Annotated in this window: 20 protein-coding genes; 8 read left to right on the forward strand and 12 right to left on the reverse strand. The window is 70.8% G+C overall.

The annotated features are described in order from the left end of the window. Positions 1-378: 378 nt before the first annotated feature. The 3 genes from GGD89_RS02840 (at position 379) to scpC (ending at position 3995) form a co-directional block, all read left to right on the forward strand. Positions 379-1386 carry an ABC transporter ATP-binding protein gene (locus GGD89_RS02840; RefSeq protein ID WP_184042594.1) on the forward strand — a complete coding sequence of 336 codons (1008 nt, stop codon included), beginning with the start codon at positions 379-381 and terminating at the stop codon, positions 1384-1386. After that, positions 1383-2285 carry an ABC transporter permease gene (locus GGD89_RS02845; RefSeq protein WP_184042595.1) on the forward strand — a complete coding sequence of 301 codons (903 nt, stop codon included), beginning with the start codon at positions 1383-1385 and terminating at the stop codon, positions 2283-2285. The genes GGD89_RS02840 and GGD89_RS02845 overlap by 4 nt, the downstream gene beginning before the upstream one ends. 165 nt (positions 2286-2450) lie before the next feature. After that, positions 2451-3995: a succinyl-CoA:acetate CoA-transferase ScpC gene (scpC, locus tag GGD89_RS02850; protein WP_343058517.1), complete on the forward strand. Its 1545-nt coding sequence runs from the start codon at positions 2451-2453 to the stop codon at positions 3993-3995. 52 nt (positions 3996-4047) lie between these two features. Here the strand turns inward: scpC and GGD89_RS02855 are convergent, their stop codons facing one another. Beyond that, positions 4048-4815 carry a tetratricopeptide repeat protein gene (locus GGD89_RS02855; RefSeq protein ID WP_184042596.1) on the reverse strand — a complete coding sequence of 256 codons (768 nt, stop codon included), beginning with the start codon at positions 4813-4815 and terminating at the stop codon, positions 4048-4050. A 206-nt stretch (positions 4816-5021) separates the two neighbouring features. On the opposite strand from GGD89_RS02855, the gene GGD89_RS02860 reads away from it, so the two are divergent. The 3 genes from GGD89_RS02860 to pip all read left to right on the forward strand — a co-directional run bounded on the left by GGD89_RS02860 (position 5022) and on the right by pip (position 7764). Continuing rightward, positions 5022-5906: an SDR family oxidoreductase gene (locus GGD89_RS02860; RefSeq protein WP_184042597.1), complete on the forward strand. Its 885-nt coding sequence runs from the start codon at positions 5022-5024 to the stop codon at positions 5904-5906. Further along, positions 5903-6568: a nucleotidyltransferase family protein gene (locus GGD89_RS02865; RefSeq protein WP_184042598.1), complete on the forward strand. Its 666-nt coding sequence runs from the start codon at positions 5903-5905 to the stop codon at positions 6566-6568. Before GGD89_RS02860 ends, GGD89_RS02865 begins: the two co-directional genes overlap by 4 nt. A gap of 233 nt (positions 6569-6801) precedes the next feature. Beyond that, on the forward strand, positions 6802-7764 hold the full coding sequence (pip, locus tag GGD89_RS02870; RefSeq protein WP_343058518.1) for a prolyl aminopeptidase: 963 nt from the start codon (positions 6802-6804) through the stop codon (positions 7762-7764). 42 nt (positions 7765-7806) lie between these two features. On the opposite strand, the gene accC is transcribed toward pip, so the two are convergent. From accC to carA, 11 genes are all read right to left on the reverse strand, one after another. After that, positions 7807-9207: an acetyl-CoA carboxylase biotin carboxylase subunit gene (gene accC / locus GGD89_RS02875; RefSeq protein WP_184042599.1), complete on the reverse strand. Its 1401-nt coding sequence runs from the start codon at positions 9205-9207 to the stop codon at positions 7807-7809. A gap of 76 nt (positions 9208-9283) precedes the next feature. After that, positions 9284-9721, reverse strand: coding sequence for an acetyl-CoA carboxylase biotin carboxyl carrier protein (locus GGD89_RS02880; RefSeq protein ID WP_184042600.1), 438 nt, complete (start codon positions 9719-9721; stop codon positions 9284-9286). Positions 9722-9804: 83 nt separating this feature from the next. After that, positions 9805-10284, reverse strand: a complete 480-nt coding sequence (gene aroQ / locus GGD89_RS02885; RefSeq protein WP_184042725.1) for a type II 3-dehydroquinate dehydratase — start codon at positions 10282-10284, stop codon at positions 9805-9807. A 348-nt stretch (positions 10285-10632) separates the two neighbouring features. Continuing rightward, on the reverse strand, positions 10633-11778 hold the full coding sequence (locus GGD89_RS02890) for a carboxylate-amine ligase (protein WP_184042601.1): 1146 nt from the start codon (positions 11776-11778) through the stop codon (positions 10633-10635). A 106-nt stretch (positions 11779-11884) separates the two neighbouring features. Further along, positions 11885-12751: an N-formylglutamate amidohydrolase gene (locus GGD89_RS02895; RefSeq protein ID WP_184042602.1), complete on the reverse strand. Its 867-nt coding sequence runs from the start codon at positions 12749-12751 to the stop codon at positions 11885-11887. Between the two features lie 86 nt (positions 12752-12837). Continuing rightward, positions 12838-13650: an ABC transporter ATP-binding protein gene (locus GGD89_RS02900; protein ID WP_184042603.1), complete on the reverse strand. Its 813-nt coding sequence runs from the start codon at positions 13648-13650 to the stop codon at positions 12838-12840. 13 nt (positions 13651-13663) lie between these two features. Further along, positions 13664-14440 (reverse strand): MlaE family ABC transporter permease, encoded by a 777-nt coding sequence (locus GGD89_RS02905; protein ID WP_184042604.1) that lies wholly within the window; start codon positions 14438-14440, stop codon positions 13664-13666. Then, positions 14437-15657: an alanine racemase gene (gene alr, locus GGD89_RS02910; RefSeq protein ID WP_343058519.1), complete on the reverse strand. Its 1221-nt coding sequence runs from the start codon at positions 15655-15657 to the stop codon at positions 14437-14439. Before alr ends, GGD89_RS02905 begins: the two co-directional genes overlap by 4 nt. A 203-nt stretch (positions 15658-15860) precedes the next feature. Continuing rightward, positions 15861-16070, reverse strand: a complete 210-nt coding sequence (locus GGD89_RS02915; protein ID WP_184042605.1) for a heavy-metal-associated domain-containing protein — start codon at positions 16068-16070, stop codon at positions 15861-15863. Between the two features lie 94 nt (positions 16071-16164). Beyond that, a complete protein-coding gene (locus GGD89_RS02920) occupies positions 16165-16638 on the reverse strand; it encodes a CreA family protein (RefSeq protein WP_184042606.1) in 474 nt (157 codons plus the stop codon). 31 nt (positions 16639-16669) lie between these two features. Next, complete coding sequence (gene carA / locus GGD89_RS02925) at positions 16670-17857, reverse strand: glutamine-hydrolyzing carbamoyl-phosphate synthase small subunit (RefSeq protein WP_184042607.1); 1188 nt, start codon at positions 17855-17857, stop codon at positions 16670-16672. 409 nt (positions 17858-18266) lie between these two features. On the opposite strand from carA, the gene GGD89_RS02930 reads away from it, so the two are divergent. Both GGD89_RS02930 and dnaG read left to right on the forward strand, forming a co-directional pair. Then, on the forward strand, positions 18267-18716 hold the full coding sequence (locus GGD89_RS02930) for a GatB/YqeY domain-containing protein (RefSeq protein ID WP_184042608.1): 450 nt from the start codon (positions 18267-18269) through the stop codon (positions 18714-18716). 194 nt (positions 18717-18910) lie between these two features. Further along, complete coding sequence (gene dnaG / locus GGD89_RS02935; RefSeq protein WP_184042609.1) at positions 18911-20848, forward strand: DNA primase; 1938 nt, start codon at positions 18911-18913, stop codon at positions 20846-20848. Positions 20849-20979: the final 131 nt, after the last annotated feature.

Raw genomic sequence — 20979 nt, forward strand, 5'->3', positions numbered from 1 at the left:
CCCGATGGTCCCCCGCTCGGTCTGGCAAGACCGGCGGATCGAGCCCCGAACGCCGGATGGTTCGCCAAGTCGGCTATTGCGCGACGCGGCGCCCCCTCGTCCCCCCATGGCGTTGTATCCGAGACACGATGACCCGACGACCTGCCGTCTTGAACCCTACGCCGCCCTGACGGCGTTGGATCACGGGCGGGTTCACAAAGTCGCGGGGTCGGTCCAGAGAATCCCCAGGGCTCTCGGGGTTTACCGATCCTGTCCGGGTGCCGTAAAAGGGTCGCTCATCGCGTTCCTCGGTTCGGACGCGGCTCAACCCGGAAACCGCCCGTGGTCCGACGGGCGTGGCAGGAAAGCGCCCACCCTCTCGCGGTGAGCGACGCAGGCATGATCCGTATCGAGGCCCTGACCCACGTCTATCCCGGTCGCCGTCGCCAACCCTCGCGTGTCGCCGTGTCCGACCTGACCCTCTCGGTCCCGGACGGCACCTTCACCATCCTGTCGGGACCCAACGGCAGCGGCAAGAGCACCCTGTTCCGTATCCTCTGTGGCCTGTCGGTGCCCAGTCGCGGGCGCGTGCTGATCGGTGGCCATGACCTGCTGCGGGATCCGGCGGCGGCCCGGGCCCTGATGGGCGTGGTGTTCCAGAACCCGGCGGTGGACAAGCACCTGTCCGTGACCGAGAACCTGAGCATCCACGGCGCGCTCTATGGGCTGTCCGGGGCCGCCCTCCGGGCACGCATGGACGAGGCCCTGGCCTGGACCGACCTGGACGGGCGCCTGAGCGACCGCGTGGACACGCTGTCCGGCGGTCTCGCGCGTCAGGTGGAACTGGCCAAGTGCCTGCTGACCCGTCCCCGCCTGCTGCTGCTGGACGAGCCGACGACCGGCCTGGATCCCGCCAGCCGCCGCGCCTTCCTGGACGCGCTGGGCCGGCTGCGGCGGGCTTTGGGCATGACGGTGCTCATGACCAGCCACATCTTCAGCGAGGCCGAGACGGTGGACCGCGTGGCCATCATGGCCGACGGCCAGTTGCTGGCCCACGACACGCCGCAGGCGTTGCGCGCCCGCCTGACCGGTGACGTGGTGGTGATCGAGACCGACCGCCCCGATGCCCTGGCCGCGCGGTTGCGCGGCGACCTGGGCGCCGGGGTGATCCGCCATGGCGATGACCTGCGCGTGGACGAGGTTCCGGGCGGTGACGCGGTGGCCTTCCTGGAGCGCGTGCTCGCGGACTATCGTCCCGAGGTGCGGGGGATCACCGTGAAGCAGCCGACCCTGGAGGACGTGTTCATCCACGTCACCGCCGAGGCCCGCGCCGCCGGTCGCGGCGGGGTCTCGGAGATCCCCCGGGGACCGACCTCCGCGGAGGAGCAACAGGAGAGCGCCGCATGACCCTTGCCGGCAAGGCCGATCCCCGAACCCTGACCGACACGGCGCGGTCGTCCGGCGCGGTGCCCGACGGACCGACCGAGACCATCGCGCCCGGGCGGGCGGGCGCCTCGCTGGCCGGCGTGAGCCTGGCGCTGGCCCGGCGCGAGTTCATCCGCTTCATCCGTCAGCCGCACCGGCTGGCCGGCTCCATCGGTCAGCCGCTCATCTTCTGGCTGTTCCTGGGCGCCGGCCTGACGCCGAGCTTCAATGCCCCGGGCATGGAGGGCATGACCTACCTGGAGTATTTCTATCCCGGCGTGCTGATGATGATGATCCTGTTCGCCTCGGTGTTCGCGTCGATCACCATCATCGAGGACCGCGACCAGGGCTTTCTGCAAGGCGTGCTGGTGGCGCCGGTGCCGCGCCTCGGCATCGTCATGGGCAAGGTGGGGGGCGCCTCGCTGGTGGCGCTGTTTCAGACGGCCATCCTCTTGCTGGCGGCGCCGTTCATCGGCCTGACCATGGGGTGGGGCGGGGCGGCGATGCTGGCGGTCACGCTGGTGCTGGTCTCGCTGGGCTTTACCGGGCTGGGCTTTCTGTTCGCCTGGCGCATGAAGTCCACCAGCGGCTTCCATGCCCTCATGATGGTCATCATGATGCCCATGTGGGTGCTGTCCGGGGCGTTCTTCCCCATCACCGGTGTGCCCGCATGGCTGCATGCCATCATGCTGGTCAACCCGGTCACCCACGGCATGACCATCCTGCGCGCGCCGTTCTACGCCGATCCCGGAACGCTGCTGACCAGCGCCGGGTATCTGGGCGCGCTGGCGGTCGTGGTCGCCTGGGTGGTGGTCTGCCTGAGCCTGGCGTCAATGCGTGTGGGCCGTCGCGACCGGGGGGCGGCGGCGGCGCTGTCCTGATCGGCGCGTCGGTTTTGTATTTCCTGACTCCACTACGTGCGCGCGCGCTGTACGCGCAGCCTTGTTTTTTTGTCGACTCTGGTCCGTGTGAATGGGAGATGTCGGCGCGGCCGAAATCGTGATGATGCGGGGCAATGTCCCCCTCAACATCATCAGGAGACGATCGTGATCGACCGGACCAGAATTGGCCTTGATGCCCTGCGCGCCAAGGTGATGACCGCCGAGGAGGCGGTCTCCTTCATCGGCGACGGGGACACCGTCGGCATGAGTGGTTTCACTGGTTCGGGGTATCCGAAGGCCGTGCCGTTGGCTCTGGCCGGGCGCATCGAGGCCGAGCACGCCGAGGGCCGCCCCTTCCGGATGCGGGTCTGGACCGGCGCGTCCACGGGTCCCGAACTGGACGGCGCCCTGGCCCGCGCCGACGGGATCGAATTCCGCCTTCCCTACAACTCCGACCCCCTGGCCCGCGACAAGATCAATCGCGGCGAGATGGATTACTTCGACATGCATCTCAGCCAGGTGGCGCCCATGGCCCGTCAGGGGTTCCTGGGGCCGCTGGACACGGCGGTCATCGAGGTCACGGGTATCCGCCCGGACGGCACGCTGGTTCCGTCGTCCTCGCTGGGCAACAACAAGACCTGGCTGGACCACGCCGAGCGCGTGATCCTGGAGGTCAACTCGTGGCAGAACCCGGCCCTGGAGGGCATGCACGACATCTACTACGGCACCGCGTTGCCGCCGGCGCGCATGCCCGTGCCGTTGGTCCGGCCCGACGACCGCATCGGCGAGCCCTGCCTCCGCTGTGACCCCGACAAGATCGTCGCCATCGTGGAAACCGACGCGCCGGACCGCAACCTGCCGTTCTCGCCGCCCGACGCGGCGGCCCGGGCCATCGCCGGCCATCTGCTGGACTTTTTCCAGAACGAGGTGGCCAAGGGTCGCCTGCCGGCGTCGCTGCTGCCGCTTCAGTCCGGGGTGGGCAACATCGCCAACGCCGTGCTGTCGGGTCTGCTCGATGGGCCGTTCGAGAACATGATGGCCTACACCGAGGTGATTCAGGACGGCATGCTGGACCTGCTGGATGCCGGCAAGCTGCTCATGGCGTCGGCCACGGCGTTCTCGCTGAGCCCCGAGGCGGCCACCCGCCTGAACGCCGAGATGGCGGCCTACCGGGATCGCCTCATCCTGCGCCCGCAGGAGATCAGCAACCATCCGGAGGTCATTCGCCGGTTGGGCTGCCTGGCCATGAACGGCATGATCGAGGCCGACATCCTGGGAAACGTGAACTCCACCCACGTGATGGGATCGCGGATCCAGAACGGCATCGGCGGCTCCGGCGACTTCGCCCGCAGCGCCTATGTGTCGGTGTTCATGTCGCCGTCCACGGCCAAGGGGGGGCGCATCTCGGCGATCGTGCCGAAGGTCAGCCACGTGGACCACATCAACCAGGACGTCCAGGTGATCGTGACCGAGCAGGGCCTGGCGGACCTGCGCGGCCTGTCGCCGCGCCAGCGCGCCCGGGTGATCATCGACCGGTGCGCCCATCCGGACTTCCAGCCGCGCCTGTGGGACTATCTGGCGCGGGCCGAGCGCTCGCCCAAGGGCCGTCACTCGCCGACGCTGCTGAACGAGGCGCTGTCCTGGCACCAGCGGTTCGAGGACACCGGCACCATGCATGTCGCCAACAACGACGATACGGAAGCGGCATAAGACACCCGGCGGCGATGCGATCGACGCATCGCCGCCGCTTTTTCCGTGCGCCTCAGTTCTCCGCCGGCACGTCCAGGGCGGCCAGGTTGTCCCGGGCCGCCTGGGCTTCCGGCGCCTCGGGCGCGACCTCCAGCAGGCGCAGCCAGGTGGCGCGGGCCTGATCGGGCCGCCCCGACAGGCGCTGGATGTTGCCGGTTTCCAGAAGGGCGCCGGCGTGGGTCGGGTCGGCCGCCAGCACGGCGGCGGCGTCGGCCTCGGCGGCGGCCAGGGAGCCCGCCTGGCGGAGCGCGCTGGCCCTGAGCGCCCGGGCCTCCAGGTTGTTCGGCTGGGCGTCCAGGACCCGGTCGAGGTCACGGGCCGCCTGCAGCACGGCACCGGCGGCGGCGCGGGCCGTGGCCCGGTCGATCAGCAGGTCCGGCACCAGTGCCCGGGCCTCCGCCCCGGAGCGGTCGGCGATCTCCAGGGCCGTTGTCAGCACCGCGTCGGCGCGGGCCGGGTCGCGGGCCAGCATCCAGGCCGTGGCCGCCTGCGCCAGCAGGTCCAGGCGCAGCGGCAGCGGCTGGCGGCTGCCCTGGGCCAGGGTCTCCAGGCGAGTGGCGGCCTCGGCATGCTGCCCCAGGCCCAGCAGGGCCACGGCGGCGCAATGGCGCGCGGCCTCGCCCCCTCCCAGTCCTTGCCAGGTGACCGCGACCTCGAAGCCCTGACGCGGGCGCGTCCGGGCCAGATCCATGCATTGCGCGTAGGCGGCCGGCGGATCCTCCACCGGCAGGTCCACGGCCAGCGCCGGGGTGCCGGTGGCGGCCATCGTCAGGGCCAGCACGACGGCCGTCAGGTGGACACGGTGGCGTAGGCGTGGGACGTGGGGGACACGGAGTCCAGGGTGGGGCATCGGATGCATCGGCGCGGTGGTCCCGGGTTGCCTGAAGGCGGATCGCGGGGGATGATACGCCCCATGGGCCCCGTCCGCCATCGGCGCATCGATGCCGATCCGCGGGCCCCCGAAGATCACGCGCACGAGGACTCGCCATGACCGCCGACCCGTCCCTTCTTTGCCTGGGCATGGGATACACCGCGCGCCGCCTGGGGCGGGCGCTTCAGGCGCGTGGCTGGCGGGTGGCCGGGACGGCGCGCGGCGACGCGGGCCTGGCGGCGTTGACGGCCGAGGGGATCACGGCCCTGCCGCTGGATCGTGACCGGCCGTTGCCGGCGGAGACCCTGGACTCCTTCGACGCCGTTCTGGTCTCCGTCCCGCCCGACGCCGAGGGCGACCCGGTGCTGGACACCATGACCGACGCCCTCGTCGCCGCCGAGCGGCCCCGCTGGATCGGCTACCTGTCCACCACCGGCGTCTACGGGGACACCCAGGGCGCCTGGGTGGACGAACTGACCCCGACCCACCCCACGCAAGACCGCTCGCGCAGCAGGCTGGACGCGGAAACCCGCTGGCTGGACCTGTGGCGCCGGCATGGCCGTCCGGTGGAGGTGTTCCGCCTGGCCGGAATCTACGGCCCGGGGCGAAGCGCCCTGGACAGCGTGCGCGCCGGTCGCGCGCACCGGGTGATCAAGCCGGGCCATGTCGTCTGCCGTATCCATGTGGACGACATTGTCCAGGTGCTCATGGCCGCGCTGGACAACCCGGCGCCGGGCAGCATCACCAACGTCGCCGACGACGAGCCGGCGCCGCCCCAGGACGTGGTGGCCGAGGCCTGCGCCCTGCTGGGCGTCGCGCCGCCGCCGGAGGTGCCACTGGAGGCGGCCGACCACCTGTCGCCGATGGCGCGCAGCTTCTACGCCGACACCCGCCGCGTCTGGTGCGGGCGGATCAAGGGAGCGCTGGGCGTGCGGCTGCGCTATCCCACCTACCGGGAGGGTCTGCGGGCCATTCTGGCCGAGGAGGGAGGAACCCCATGACCGCAGGCCCCCGCATCGACCTCCGTCTGGGCGTGGTGCTGCTGGCCGCCGGCCTGGGGCGGCGCATGGGCGGCCCGAACAAGCTGCTGGTGGACCTGGGCGGCGCGCCGCTGGTGCGCCATGTGGGCGAACCGCTGGCCGAGGCGCTGCCCGACGCGCCCCGGGTGGCGGTCACCGGGCGTGATTCCGAGGCGGTGGCGGCGGCCCTGGCCGGGCAGGGTTGGGAGTTGGTCCACAATCCGCGCTACATCGAGGGCATGGGCCGGTCCCTGGCGACCGGCGTGGCCATGCTGCCCGCCGATCTGGACGGGGTCCTGGTGATGCTGGGCGACCAGCCTGGGTTGACGCCGGGGACGGTGGTCCGCCTGTGCGAGGCGTTTGTCGCCGCGCCCGATCCGACCGCCGCCATCATCCGCCCCGTCTACAAGGACAAGGAGGGGCACCCGGTGCTGTGGGGACGGGCCTGGCGGCCCGCGCTGCTGGGCCTGGAGGGCGACCAGGGCGGGCGGGATCTGATTCGCCTGCATGCCTTCGATCACGCCGGGCGCGTGGTGCGGGTCCCGGTGGACGACCCGGCGGTGACCCGCGACGTGGACCATCCCGAGGAACTGGCCGCCTTGCGGGCCTCGTGGGAGCGAACCGTGGGTGAGGGCCAGAGTTAAGGGGGGCGGGGTTTTCTGGAACGGCCGGATTGGATGTGGCATGGTCCGGCTGTGATCGCATCCGCGGTGGAGTGAGCGCGTCGCGGCCGCCGCCGCCATGGGGTGGCCTTGGCCGGATCCGCTGTTCGCGTCCGCCCGGGTGAGGCCCGTCCGCATCGGCGCCGCTTCCGAGAGGGGTCGCCCGGATCACGGTCGTTCCGTCTGTCTCGACCGACCATGCAAGAGGGGTCCGCGTGCCCGCCACCGTCTCCGCCGCCCACCCGGACCTGGCCGACCTCTATCCTCCGACCGCGCCGTTCGAGTCCGGCATGTTGCCGGTGGACGGAGGCCACGCGCTGTACTGGGAGCAATGCGGCCGCCGCGACGGCCTGCCGGCGCTGTTCCTGCATGGGGGGCCCGGCGCCGGCATCGCCCCGGCCTATCGCCGCTTCTTCAACCCCGGCCGCTATCGCGTGGTGCTGTTCGATCAGCGCGGCTGTGGGCGGTCCACGCCGCGCGGCACGGTTCAGGGCAACACCACGCCCGATCTGGTGGCCGATGTCGAGCGCCTGCGCGAACACCTGGGTATTGATCGCTGGGTGGTCATGGGCGGGTCCTGGGGGAGCACCCTGGCGCTGGCCTATGGACAGGCGCATCCGGAGCGCTGTCTGGCGTTCGTGTTGCGGGGGATCTTCCTGTTCCGCCGCGCCGAGGTGGCCTGGTTCCTGACCGGCATGGGGCGCTTCTTCCCGGAGGCGCACCGCGCCTTCCTGGCACACCTGCCCGAGACCGAGCGCGACGATTCCCTGGCCGCCTACCATGCCCGTCTGATCGACCCCGATCCGGCCGTGCACGGCCCGGCGGCGGTGTCCTGGAGCCGCTACGAGGAACACTGCTCGCGGCTGGTGCCGCGCCTCAGCGACGCCTCGGCGGAGGCGTGCCTGCCGCTGGCGCGCCTGGAGGCCCACTACATGGTCAACGGCGGGTTCCTGCGAGAGGGACAGCTTCTGGCCGACATGCCTCGCATCGCGCATCTGCCGGCAACGCTGGTGCAGGGCCGCTATGACCTGGTGTGCCCGCCCTCCTCGGCCTTCGACCTGCATGCCGCCTGGCCGGGCAGCGACCTTGTGATGGTCCCCGACGCGGGCCACGCGGCCCTGGAGCCCGGCATCCGCCGCGCCCTGGTGCGGGCGCTGGACGAGGTGGCGGCCGGGTAAGCGACGGGGGCCGGGCGGCCGCCGCCTCCGGCCGCCGTCGTGTCAGCCGTCGTCCTGGTCCTCGGTGACGAAGCCCTCCAGCCAGCGGATGTCGTAATCCCCCGACACGAAACGCGGCGCCTGCACAAGGCGCTGGTGCAGGGGGATGGTGGTCTCCACGCCCTCGATCACGTACTCGCCCAGGGCGCGCCGCAACCGCATCAGGCATTCGGTGCGGTTGGCGCCGTGCACCACCAGCTTGGCGATCATGCTGTCGTAGTGCGGCGGGACCCGCAGTCCCGTGTACAGCCCCGATTCGACCCGCACGCCCATGCCGCCGGGCGCGTGATAGCGGCCCAGGGTTCCCGGCGATGGGGTGAAGGTGACCGGGTTCTCCGCGTTGATGCGGCATTCGATGGCGTGGCCGTGAACGCGGATGTCCCCTTGGGCGTAGCCCAGCGGCTCGCCCTGGGCGACGCGGATCTGTTCCTTCACCAGGTCGAGGGTGGTGATCATCTCGGTCACCGGGTGCTCGACCTGGAGGCGGGTGTTCATCTCGATGAAGTAGAAGCCGCCGTTCTCGTACAGGAACTCCATGGTGCCGGCGTTGTAGTAGCCGAGCTGGCGGGTGGCCTCGCAGGCGATGGCGCCGATGCGGGCCCGCTGCTCGTCGGTCAGGGCCGGAGACGGGGCCTCCTCCAGTACCTTCTGGTGCTTGCGTTGCAGGGAGCAGTCGCGCTCGCCCAGGTGCACGACGGTGCCATGCATGTCGGCCAGCACCTGCACCTCGATATGGCGCGGGTGGGCGAGGTACTTCTCCATGTAGACCTCGCCGTTGCCGAAGGCCGCCAGGGCCTCGGTGCGGGCGGTCTGCCAGGCCTCGATCAGGTCGTCGGGACCGGTCGCCACCTTCATGCCCCGCCCGCCCCCGCCGGCGGTGGCCTTGATGAGCACCGGGTAGCCGATGGCGGCGGCGAGGTCCAGGGCCTCCTCCTCGGTGCCGACGGCGCCGTCGGACCCCGGCACCACCGGCAGGCCGGCCGAAACGGCGGCCTGCTTGGCGGCGATCTTGTCACCCATGGAGCGGATCAGCTTGGCGGGCGGGCCGATGAAGGTGATGTGGTGGTCCTGCACCATCTCGGCGAAGTCGGCGTTCTCGGACAGGAAGCCATAGCCGGGGTGCACGGCGTCGGCGCCTGTGATGGTGGCGGCGGCCAGCAGGGCGGCCTTGTTGAGGTAGCTGTCGCGGGCCGGTGGCGGGCCGATGCAGACCGACTCGTCGGCCAGGCGCACATGCATGGCCTCGGCGTCGGCGGTGGAGTGCACGGCGACGGTGCGGATGCCCATCTCGCGACAGGCGCGCAGGATGCGCAAGGCGATCTCGCCTCGGTTGGCGATCAGCACCTTTTCAAACCGGGTGGGCTCGAAGGCGACGGGCGGTCGATCCTGGGCGGGCGACGACATGGCGCGGGGACGTCCGGCTGCGGTGGGGAACGGGTGAGGGCGCGGGACCCGGCGGACGGGTCCGGACGGTGGGATCCTACTCGATCACGAACAGGGGCTCGCCGTACTCCACCGGCGTGGCGTCGTTGACCAGAATGGCCGAGACCCGCCCCGCGCGCGGCGCCCGCACCGGGTTGAAGGTCTTCATGGCCTCGATCAGCAGCAGGGTCGCGCCCTCGGCCACGGTGTCGCCGACGGCCACGAAGTTGGGCGCGCCCGGTTCCGGCGCCAGGTAGACGACGCCCACCATCGGCGAGGCGACGGTGCCGGGGTGCGCCTCGACCGTGTCCGCCGCCGCGCTGGCGGTGGGGGCCGGGGCGGGGGCGGCGACCGGGGCGGTGGCCGTGACGGTGACCGACTTCGCCACGCGGAGGCGAACCTCGCCGGTATCGTATTCGATCTCGGTCAAACCGGTTTCGCCGAGCAGATCGGCCAGGGCGCGAACCGCGTCGGTGTCGATGGGAGTGCTGGCCATGGGGATGCCTTCGGTCTCACGTTTCGGGTGGCAGGGGGGCGGGGCGGGTGCCGGCGACGGAGGCAGCACGGCGGACGGCGTCCTCAGCCCGGCGGAGGGGATGCGGCGGCCAGGGTCTTGGCCTCCTGGATCAGGCGGGCCATGGCCTCCAGCGCCAGGTCGTAGCCCTGGGGACCCAGCCCGACGATGACGCCATCGGCCACCGGGCTGATGAACGAATGGTGGCGAAACGCCTCGCGGGCGTGGACATTGGACAGATGCACCTCGATGACCGGCAGGCCGACGGCGCGCAAGGCGTCGGGGATGGCCACGGAGGTATGCGTGTAGGCGGCGGCGTTGATGATGATCCCGCCCACCTCGGGGCCGGCTTGCTGGATCCAGTCCACCAGGTCGCCTTCGTGGTTGCTCTGGCGAACATCCACCGTCAGGCCCAGGGCGGCGCCCCGCGTCCGGCAGCGCCCGACGATGGCGTCCAGGGTCTCGCGACCATAGACGGCGGGCTCGCGCCGGCCCAGCAGGTTGAGATTGGGGCCGTTGAGAATCAGGACGGTGGCGGACACCAGGCGGCTTCCCCGGTTGGTCGGCACGCCGGCGCGGGGGCTCCAGCGGGCGGTGCCGAGACGCTCTGAGCGCCTGTCGTATATCACCAGGGCGCCCGGGGCAATACAGTGTTTGGCATGGCGCGCGTAACGCACGCCATGGTTGGGCTGGACCAACGGACGCGGCCGTTCAGCAGGGCCGATGGCGACGGGGGCCGACGTCACCGGGAACCCCGCTCTGGAGGGGCATTGCGTGGACAGGATGCCGAATCGAGGCCGGCCGGGAGATCACGAGGACCGAACTGGTCTCGGCCGGTTGCCTACCGTCCGTGTCCGATGGCTGGCTTGGCGTGGCAGGCCGCCAAAGGTGTCTCACACCCCAACCAGCGTTTCCTCGCGCAGCATGTGGACCACCGCGCGCAGGGCTTCGGCATTGGTGGCGCCCTTGTCCATGGCTTCGGCGTAGACCGCCAATTGCCGATGGGCGCTGGTGCCGCGCCGCAGGATGTCGCGCAGGTGCTCCACCTCGGCACGGCAGCCGAGCACCTTCTGGTCCTCGCGGGTCAGGTCGATGAGTTCCTCGATCAGGTCGGTGGTGGGCACCACGCGGCCGACGCCGAAGTCCACCAGCCCCTCGTCCAGGCCGTAGCGCTGCGCCCGCCAGCGGTTCTCTTCCACCAGCATGCGGGCGTAGATGCGCCAGCGCTGGTTCGACCGGCGCAGGCGCCACAGCAGCCGCAGGATGCAGACGTAGATCGCGGCGATGGCGATGGCGTCCTCGACCCGGGTGCAGATGTCGGTGATGCGCATTTCCAGCGTGGGAAAGCGGGCCGAGGGCCGCAGGTCCCACCAGATCTTGGAGGCGTCCTCGATCAGTCCGGCGCGGACAAGAATGTCTATGTGCCGCCGGTAGTCGGCATGGGAGTCGAAGTAGCTGGGCAGCCCGGTGCGCGGCAATTCGTTGAACACGCTGATCCGGTAGCTCTTCAGGCCGGTCTCCAGGCCGCGCCAGAACGGGGACGACGTGGACAGCGCCAGCAGGTGCGGCAGGAAGTAGGCGGCCTGGTTCATCAGATCCACGCGCAGGTCCGGGTCCTCGATCCCCACATGCACGTGCATGCCGCCGATGAGCAGTCGCCGGGCCACCGCCTGCAGATCCTTGGCCAGCGCGGTGTACCGGTCCTTGGGGGTGTGCTTCTGGTCCTGCCATTGGGCGAAGGGATGGGTGGACGCGGCGATGGGCGCCACGCCGCGCGCGCGGGCCACGTCGGCGACCGAGCGCCGCAAGGCCGTCAGGCACTCGCGGGCCTCGGCGATGGTCTCGCACTTGCGGGTGCCCACCTCGACCTGGCTGCGCAGGAACTCGGGGCTGATCGTGCCGGCGTCGATCTCGCCGAAGGCGTCCTTCATGGCGGCCGGCAGGTCGGTGACCAGATCCCCGGTTTCCGGATGGACCAGGAGGTACTCCTCCTCGATCCCGATGGTAAAGGCCGGCTCCGGATTGCTGGTGTCGGTCATGGTGGCCCCCTCCTCCCCGGTTTTCGGCGCCGTTGTCCGGCTCCGTTTCTCGGCCGCGTGTCGCGGCTGTTGTCGGGTCAAGGATGCGTCACCGCCGGTGGGGTGTCTATTCCTGGCCGTCGGTGGGGACCCGATGCTCCACGACGCGCAGGGCAGGATCGGCGAGGATGGGCTCCAGCGCCGTGGCCAGTCGGTCGGCCCAGTCGGCGGCGCCGGTATCGCTGGCGATCAGATCCTGACGGATTTCGATGGCCACCCGGGGCAGGCCGGCGCTGCCACCGTGGGCCCCGACCGTGTACCCCACCACCCAGCCGGAGTAGGGCTCGTTGTCGCCCACCATCAGCCCGTGGTCACGCGCCAGGGCATCCATCAGGGGGACGGCGATACGGCCGTCGTGATCCCACAACACACCCACGTGCCACGGGCGCGGGGCGCCGCCGTCGCGCATGGTGGGGGTGAAGGAGTGGATGGACACCAGCGCCGGCGGTCCGCCGGTGACGCGCCAGAGATGATGGACGCGACGCGTGATTTCCGCGTGGTAGGGCTCGAAGATGGCGGCGATGCGCGCGTCCTCGGCCGCCTCGTCCAGGTCCTGGTTGCCCGGAACCGAGGTGCCGTCGCTGACGGGGGGAATGGAGTCGGGGGATCCCGGCTGCCGGTTGCAGTCGATCACCAGCCGGGAATAGGTGCCGAGGACCGCGCAGGCGTCCAGTCGCTCCGCCAGGTGGCGGGTGACGAGGGCCGCGCCGATGTCCCAGGCGATATGGCAATGCAGGTCGGCGCGGCCCAGGCCCAGGTCGCCCAGGGCACGGGGAATGCGGCGGCTGGCATGGTCGCAGACCAGCAGCAGGGGACGGCTGGCCTCGCCGTTGACCACCTCGAAGGCCGGCGGTTCATCGGCGTCCAGCAGGCCGTCGGGGGCCAGGGGCAGGGTGGCGGCCCGAGAGTCGGGCGCCGGGCGGGGCGGGGTCATGGACGGAACGGTATTCATGCCGTCGAGTATACCGCAGGGGGCCGCCGGGGCCAGAGGAGGGATGGGCGCGATGCGCCGCGCGCGGGTCAGCGGCCCGACCGGGCCGGGGTCTTGTCGGTCTCGTCTGTGATGGGACCGTCGGCGCGGCCGTGCACGAACTGGTCGACGTGGGCGTTGCCGCTTTCGAAGACCTGCTTCGCCGGCCCCACCCAGATCAGCCGGCCCCGATACAGCATGGCGATGCGGTCGGCGATCTTGGTGGCGCTGGCCATGTCGTGAGTGATGGACAGGGCGGTGGCGCCCAGGTCCTTGGTGGTGGCCACGATCAGGTCGTTGATGACGTCGGCCATGATGGGGTCGAGGCCGGTGGTCGGCTCGTCGAAGAAGACGATGTCCGGGCGCGTGGCGATGGCCCGCGCCAGGCCGACGCGCTTCTGCATGCCGCCGGACAGTTCGGAGGGCACCAGATCGGCCACCTCCGGCCGCAGCCCCACCTGCGCCAGGCAGGCCATGGCCCGCTCGCGGGCCTCGGCGCGGTTGCGGGTGTGGCGGCCCTGGATCAGGCCGAAGGCCACGTTCTGCCACACCGGGAGGCTGTCGAACAGCGCCGCCCCCTGGAACAGCATGCCGAGATGGGCGTTGACGCGGTCGCGCGCGCGGCCGTCCAGGCCCACGGTCTCGGCGCCGTCGATGACGATGGATCCGGCATCCGGCCGCAGCAGCCCCAGGATGCACTTGAGCAGCACCGACTTGCCGCTGCCCGAGCCGCCGATGACCACGAGGGACTCCCCGGGCATCACGTCCAGGTCGATCCCGTCCAGCACCATCTGGGCGCCGAACCGCTTGCGCACGTCGCGCAGGCGGAGTTTCGGCTCGGTGTCGGGGGGGCGCGGCGTCATGGCGGGTCCGGACCTACTGGGCGAAGAACAGCTCGGTGATCACATAGTTGAGGATCAGGATGAGGATCGAGGCGCTGACCACGGCGTTGGTGGTGGCGGCGCCCACGCCCTGGGCGCCGCCCTTGCTGTGATAGCCGTGATAGCAGCCCATCAGGGCGATGACGAATCCGAAGGCGGCGGCCTTCACCAGCCCCGAGACCACGTCCATGATCTGCAGGAACTCGACGGTGCGGGCGATGTAGGTGCCGGGGTTGAAACCCAGCTTGGTGGTGCCGATCAGGTAGCCGCCGAACACGCCGATGATGTCGCCCACCAGCACGAGCAGCGGCAGCATGGTAAGGCCGGCGATCAGGCGGGGCGCCACCAGGTACTTGAACGGGTTGGTGGACAGTGTCGACAGGGCGTCGATCTGCTCGGTCACGCGCATGGTGCCGATCTCGGCGGCCATGGCCGCGCCGATTCGTCCGGCGACCATCAGCCCGGCCAGCACCGGCCCCAACTCCCGCGTCAGCGAGATGACCACCACCGTGGCCACCGCGCCCTCGGCCGAGAAGCGCGCGAAGCCCAGGTGGCTTTGCAGCGCCAGCACCATCCCCGAGAACAGCGTGGTCAGCCCCACCACCGGCAGGGAGTAGTAGCCGATCTCGATCATCTGACGCACGATCAGGCGCGGATAGAGGGGCGGCCGCACCATGTGGCTGACGGCCAGCCCGGTGAACAGCGAGAAGCGCCCCACGGTGCGCACGAAGGTCAGGAACACGCGCCCGATCAGCGCCAGCAGGGTGGTCATGCCGGCCGGTCCTCCGCCGGCGTTCCGGGCCGGGGGCCGGGACGCATGGGGCGGTCCAGATAGCGCCGGGCGTAGCGTGGTCCCAGACCGGTCAGGACCTCGTAGCCGATGGTGCCGGCCCGCGCGGCCAGGTCATCCACGGTGGTGTGGGGGCCGATCAGGTCGATCAGTCCGCCGGGGCAGACGTCCGGATGGTTGCCGGCGGCGGTGATGTCAAACGTGGTCAAGTCCATGGACACCCGGCCGATGAGGGGAAGGGGCGTCTCGGCCGCATGCCCGACGATCTGGCCACTGCTGGCCCGGGGCAGGCCATCGGCGTAGCCGATGCCCACGGTGGCGATGCGCGTGCCGGCGCCGGCCCGATGGGTGGCACCATAGCCAACCGTCGAGGGAGCGTCAACGCGGCGCACCTGGAGGATGCGGCCTTGCAGGCGAATCACCGGCACCATCGGGTTGGGTCGCCCGGGGGTGGGGTTGACGCCGTACAGGGCCACGCCGGGCCGGGCCAGGTCGTGGTGGGTCTCCTGACCCAGGAACAGGCCCGACGAATTGGCCAGGCTGCCCGGCACGCCGGGGAAGCGGTCCCTGACGGCCGCGAACGCGGCGATCTGGGCGGCATTGAGGGGGTGGCCCGGGGTGTCGGCGCAGGCGAGATGGCTCATCACCAGCACCACGTCGAAGGCCGCCAGCGGAGAGGCGTCCGCGCGCAGAAGATGATCCAGGTCATCGCCACTCAGGCCCACCCGGGTCATGCCGGTATCCACCTGGATCGCCGCCGGCGCCCGGCCGCCCCGCAGCCGGGCGGGGGTGGGCGGATCGCGCCGCGCGTGGGCGCTCCAGGCGGTCACCTGGTCCAGGGTGTTGAGCACGGGGACCAGCCCGGCGGCGGAAAACGCGGCCTCGGTGCCCGGTCCGGGGCCGGACAGCACGAACACCCGGGCGTCGGAGGGGACGGCGGCCGCCAGCCGCAGCCCCTCGTCCAGTTGGGCGACGAACAGATCCCGGCAGCCGGCGCCGTGGAGGGCGCGGGCAACGGGTGCCGCGCCCAGGCCATAGCCGTTCGCCTTGACCACGCCGCCGCAGACGCAGCCGGGCCGCAGCCGGTCGCGCAGGCGCCGCCAGTTCTCGGCGACCGCGTCCAGGACGACGGTCAGGACCCCGCCGGCGGCCGGGGCGAACGACGGGGCGGCGCCCGGGATGGGAAACGGGGCGGTCACGATGGCGGGCCTTCCCAAGGCGCGAGGATGAACGGCGACACCGGCATGGGACTCCGGCGCCCGGATCGAAACCGGTCACGCGACCGACGTCCACCCGTCCGCCCCGATCGACCGGGGCGCGTGTGTCACGGGACCGAGAGAGGGCCTCGACCCTCGGAGAGCACCCGGCCAACGACGCCGCCGCGCCAGGCGGACCCGCGTCGTCAGGCGGCGCGGCCCCCGTAGACGAAGCCGGCGTCCTCCACGGCGGTCTCGATCACCGCGTCGGGAGCGTCGCCGGCGACCGTGACGGTTCCGGCCTCAAGGTTCACGGTGACGGCCTCGACCGTCGGTGCCGCCTCCTTGATGGCCACCTCGACCGACCGGGCGCAACCGCCGCAGGTCATGCCGGCCACGTGATGGGTGCTGGCCATGATGGTGGTCCTCCATGCGGGGGGAGAGGCATCGGGCCGAATGGCCCCGCCCAGGATGCGGACTTGCCGCCTCCCCTCACATGGGACCGCGATGCTACTCCCGCCAGGGCATGATGGGAACGGTCGACAGGGAATGCTTGGGGCTGCCCTCGACCAGCTTGTCGCTGATCACCAGATAGATGAGGACATTGTGGTCTTCGTCATGGAAGCGGCGCACGCGCATGCGCTTGAACAGCACGCTCCGGCGTTCGGAGAACACCACCTCGCCGTCCTCCAGGTCTTCCAGGATGGTGATCGGTCCCACCTGCCGGCAGGCGATGGCCGAATTGGAGGGATCCTCGGCCAGACCCACGGCGCCCGACAGGCCGCCGGTCTCGGGCCGCGACAGGTGACAAACGACACCCTCGACCTTGGGGTCCTCCAGCGCGTCGACGCAGATCTTGTGGTTGGGACCCACAAGCTTGAACACGGTATCGACACAACCCACTTCCTCGGCCGCCCAGGCGGTCGGCGTGCATGCGAGCAGGCTCGCGGCGACGAGGATGGCGCGGTGCAGGGAACGGGACATGCGAGGGGCCTCCGGTTGGCAACAGGGGGGCTCAGGGCTTGGCGGCGGTCATGTGATCGACGAAGCGGGCAAACAGGTACTGGCTGTCCTGGGGGCCCGGCGAGGCCTCCGGGTGGTACTGGACCGAGAATACAGGCTTGCCGTCGACTGCCAAACCCTCCACGGTCCCATCGAACAGGGACGTGTGGGTTTCCGTCACTCCGGGCGGCAGGCTGTCGCGGGCCACGCCGAAGCCATGGTTCTGACTTGTGATTTCCACCTTGCCGGTGGTGTGGTCCTTGACCGGGTGGTTGGCGCCGCGATGGCCGATGTCCATCTTGTAGGTCGAGGCGCCGAGCGCCAGGGCCAGGATCTGGTGACCCAGGCAGATGCCGAAGATCGGCTTGCCGGTTTCGACCAGGCCGCGCACCACGGGCACGGCGTAGGTTCCCGTGGCGGCCGGGTCGCCGGGGCCGTTGGACAGGAAGATCCCGTCCGGGTCATGGCTCAGGATGTCGTCCAGGCTGGCGCTGGCCGGGACCACGGTCACCCGGCAGCCGTGCGAGGCCAGCGAACGCAGGATGTTGCGCTTGGCGCCGAAGTCGACGGCCACCACATGAAAGGCCGGCGTGTCCAGGGTGCCGTAGCCATGCCCCAGGGTCCAGCGGGTCTGGTCCCAGGCGTGCGTCTGGGCGCAGCTCACGCCCTTGGCCAGATCCTGGCCCTCCAGGCCGGGCAGGGCGGCGGCGCGGGCGCGCAGGCCCACCAGGTCGAACAGGCCGTCCGGGGCGTGAACGACCAGGCCGTTGGGGGCCCCCCGGTCGCGGATGCGCCGGGTGAGCTGGCGGGTGTCCGCGCCGGTCATGCCCACCAGATCGTGCGAGGCCAGCCACGCGTGCAGGTGCTGGGCGGCGCGCCAGTTGGACGGGTCGGTGACCGGCGCGCGCAGGATACAGCCCCGGGCGGCGGGCGTGATGGCCTCCACATCCTCGGGGTTGGCGCCCACGTTGCCGATATGTGGGAAGGTGAAGGTGATGATCTGACCGGCGTAGGAGGGATCGGTCATCACCTCCTGATAGCCGGTCATGCCGGTGTTGAAGACCACCTCGCCCCCGGTTTCGCCGACGGCGCCGAGGCCATGCCCCCAGAGCACCGACCCGTCTGCCAGGATCAGGGCGGCGGTGGCGCCGGCGGGACCAAGCGTGGGGTCGCCACCGGAAAAGCTGGAGGAGGAGGTCATATCGGGAATCCCAGGGGCCGGAGGATGGCGGCCGGGGGCGGGCTGCGGGCGCGCGGCGCCTGACCCGGTCCGTGCGGTTGCTTAGGGGATCGGCGGCGGCAAGTCAACGACGCGCCCCCGTCGCCGGGGCGGAACACCGACAGCCTGTCCGGCGGACGGTCTTTCCGCGCCGGGTTCAGGGATTTGGCCCCAAGGGATTTGATCCCATGGGATTTGAGCCTAATGGATTTGACATGGCGCGTCTTTGGGCTTACCTCCCGCCGACATGCCCATGGATCGACCGTCCTGGCCCGCCCTGTCGTCGTCGCCGATGGTCTGGCCCCTGGTCCGACCATCGTCCCGCCGGGAGTACGCCGCGTGGGAACGCGGCCGGCCCCGATCGGAGATCATCGCAAAGGAACGACGCCGCATGCTGCGAGATCGTCTGAACGAGGAGTTGAAGGTGGCGGTCCGGGCCAAGGACCATCGTGCCCTGTCCACCATCCGGTTGATTCTGGCGGCCCTCAAGGACCGCGACATTTGCGCCCGGGGCCGGGGCGAAACGGTTGAGGACGCCGATATCCTGCTCATGCTGCAAAGCATGATCAAACAGCGCCGCGACAGCATCGCCATGTACGAGCAGGGGTGCCGCATGGATCTGGCGCAGCAGGAGCAGGAGGAACTGGACATCATCCAGGCGTTCCTGCCGCATCAGCTTGACGCGTCGGAGATCGACTCGGCCGTGGACTCGGTGATCGGCGAGATCGCCGCCAAGGGCCTGAAGGACATGGGCCGGGTGATGGCGACCCTGCGGGCGCGGTACGCCGGGCAAATGGACTTCGGCAAGGCCAGCGCCATCGCCAAGGCGCGGCTTGCCTGACCGGGCATTCGACACGCCGGGACGGGCCGTCGAGCCTTCTGTCCGGCGGACCGTTCGGGTACCCTACATCCGGTCTGTCCGTGTCGATGCGCGGGGGCGATGTCGTGGCGCCGTGACGCGGGTCTGGCCGGGCGGGACATGGCCGGATCGGACATCCCTCGCGCATCGCTTGATTTCGGCCAGGGAGGGTCCGCTTGGCCCTATCGCCGTCGTTCATGGACGAGTTGAAGGTTCGGGTGCCGCTGGCCACGGTGATCGGCCGGCGCGTCCGCCTGATCCGCAACGGGCGCCACTACAAGGCGTGCTGTCCGTTCCATAACGAGAAGACGCCCAGCTTCTACGTCTATGACGATCACTACCACTGTTTCGGATGCGGCGCGCACGGCGACCTGATCTCGTTCGAGATGGCCACCGCCGGCCTGTCGTTCATGGAGGCGGTCGAGGCCCTGGCCGCCGAGGCCGGGCTGGAGGTGCCCAAGCCCGACCCGGCCACCCGCGCCCGCGAACAGCGGGCCGCCGACCTGCATCAGGTCCTTGAGGCCGCCTGCGCCTTTTTCGAACAGCGCCTGCGCCTGCCCGACGGCGCCGAGGCCATGGCCTACCTGGAACGGCGCGGCCTGGACGAGGGCATCATCCGCCACTTCCGGCTGGGCTACGCGCCCGCCGGGGGCGTGTTGCGCGCCCATATGACGCGGGAAGGGCTGGCCGACGACGAGACCCTGGTCGAGGCCGGGCTCCTGGCCCGTCCCGACGACGGCCGCGCGCCCTACGAGGTTTTTCGCGGCCGGGTCCTGTTTCCCATCACCGACGACCGCGGCCGTGTGGTGTCGTTCGGCGGCCGGGTGCTCGGCGACGGCCAGCCCAAGTACCTGAACGGTCCGGAAACGCCGCTGTTCAACAAGCGGCGCCTGCTCTACGGCCTGGCGCAGGCGCGCGAGGCGGTGCGGACCCACGGCGAGGTGATCGTCGCCGAGGGCTATATGGACGTCATCGCCATGGCGGCCGCCGGCCTCGCGCAGGCGGTGGCGCCCCTGGGGACGGCCCTGACCGAAGAACAGATGGAGCGCCTGTGGGCGTTGGCGCCGGAGCCCATACTGTGTTTCGACGGCGACGCGGCGGGCCAGCGCGCCGCCGCCCGCGCCCTGGAGCGGGCCTTGCCCCGGCTCGGTCCGGGGCGCAGCCTGCGGGTCGCCCTGCTTCCCGAGGGACGCGACCCGGATGACCTGATCCGCGCGCAGGGAGTCGCGGCCCTGCGGTCGGTTGTGGATCGCGCCCTGCCGCTGGTGGACCTGTGCTGGCGTCTGCTCAGGGCGCGCCACCGCATGGACACGCCGGAGCGCCGCGCCGCCCTGGAGCGGGACATCGAGGCTACCGTCCAGACCATCGACGATCGCGCGGTGGCCCAGCAGTACCGCGGGGCGCTGCGCGATCGCTTCTGGGCGGAGATCAAGGCGGGACGCGGGGGTGGCGCGCGGCGATCCGGGGGGGGCGGGCGCTCGACCCCGGGTCCGGCGATGCCCCTGGCGCCACCGCTGCCGTCCGCCGGACTGCCGGCCGATCAGGTGCGCGAAAGCATTTTGCTGGCGGCAATTCTCAACCATCCCGGCGTGCTCGACCACGTGGCCGAGCGACTCGGGACCATGGCCTTCGTCGACTCGCGGCTTGACTCGCTCCGCGCGGAAATCCTAAGCACCTACGGTCACAAGGTGGGGAGGGGGGATCACCTTGACAGGGACGTGCTGGTGGACCATCTGAAGTCGATTGGATTTGGCGCGGTCGTGGACCGCGTTCTCGGGTCCCGGGTCTGCATGCATGCCTCTTTCGCGCGCGCGCACGCCTCCACCGATGCGGCTCTGGCCGGTTGGGAGCATGTCTATGCCATGCACGGGCGGGCGGCCTTGGAACAGGACTTGCGCGCCGCGGAAGAGCGGCTTGCCAGCGACAGCAGTGAGGATGCGCTCGTCCGGGTGCATACCATTCGGGAAGGGCGCCTGGCGTCCCTCGAACCCGGTGCGCTCGCCGAGTCGGTCGTCACTGGCCGGAGTCGACTCACCGCCGACTCGGGACCGGACCGGACGGTCGATCTCGCGGGATACGACAATGACGATGGAGACGGGGCGGCCGGGCGTTGAGCCCGGGTGGTCACGTCTTGTGACCCACGGGTTGTGAGCCACGGGCGAGACGGGGCCGCTGAGACGGGAGTCGGGACGCCGCTCGGGTGTGTGTCGTCGGTAAGGTAAGGCGACCGGTGGCGAATAGGCGG

This window comes from Roseospira visakhapatnamensis (assembly GCF_014197915.1).
GTDB lineage: Bacteria > Pseudomonadota > Alphaproteobacteria > Rhodospirillales > Rhodospirillaceae > Rhodospira > Rhodospira visakhapatnamensis.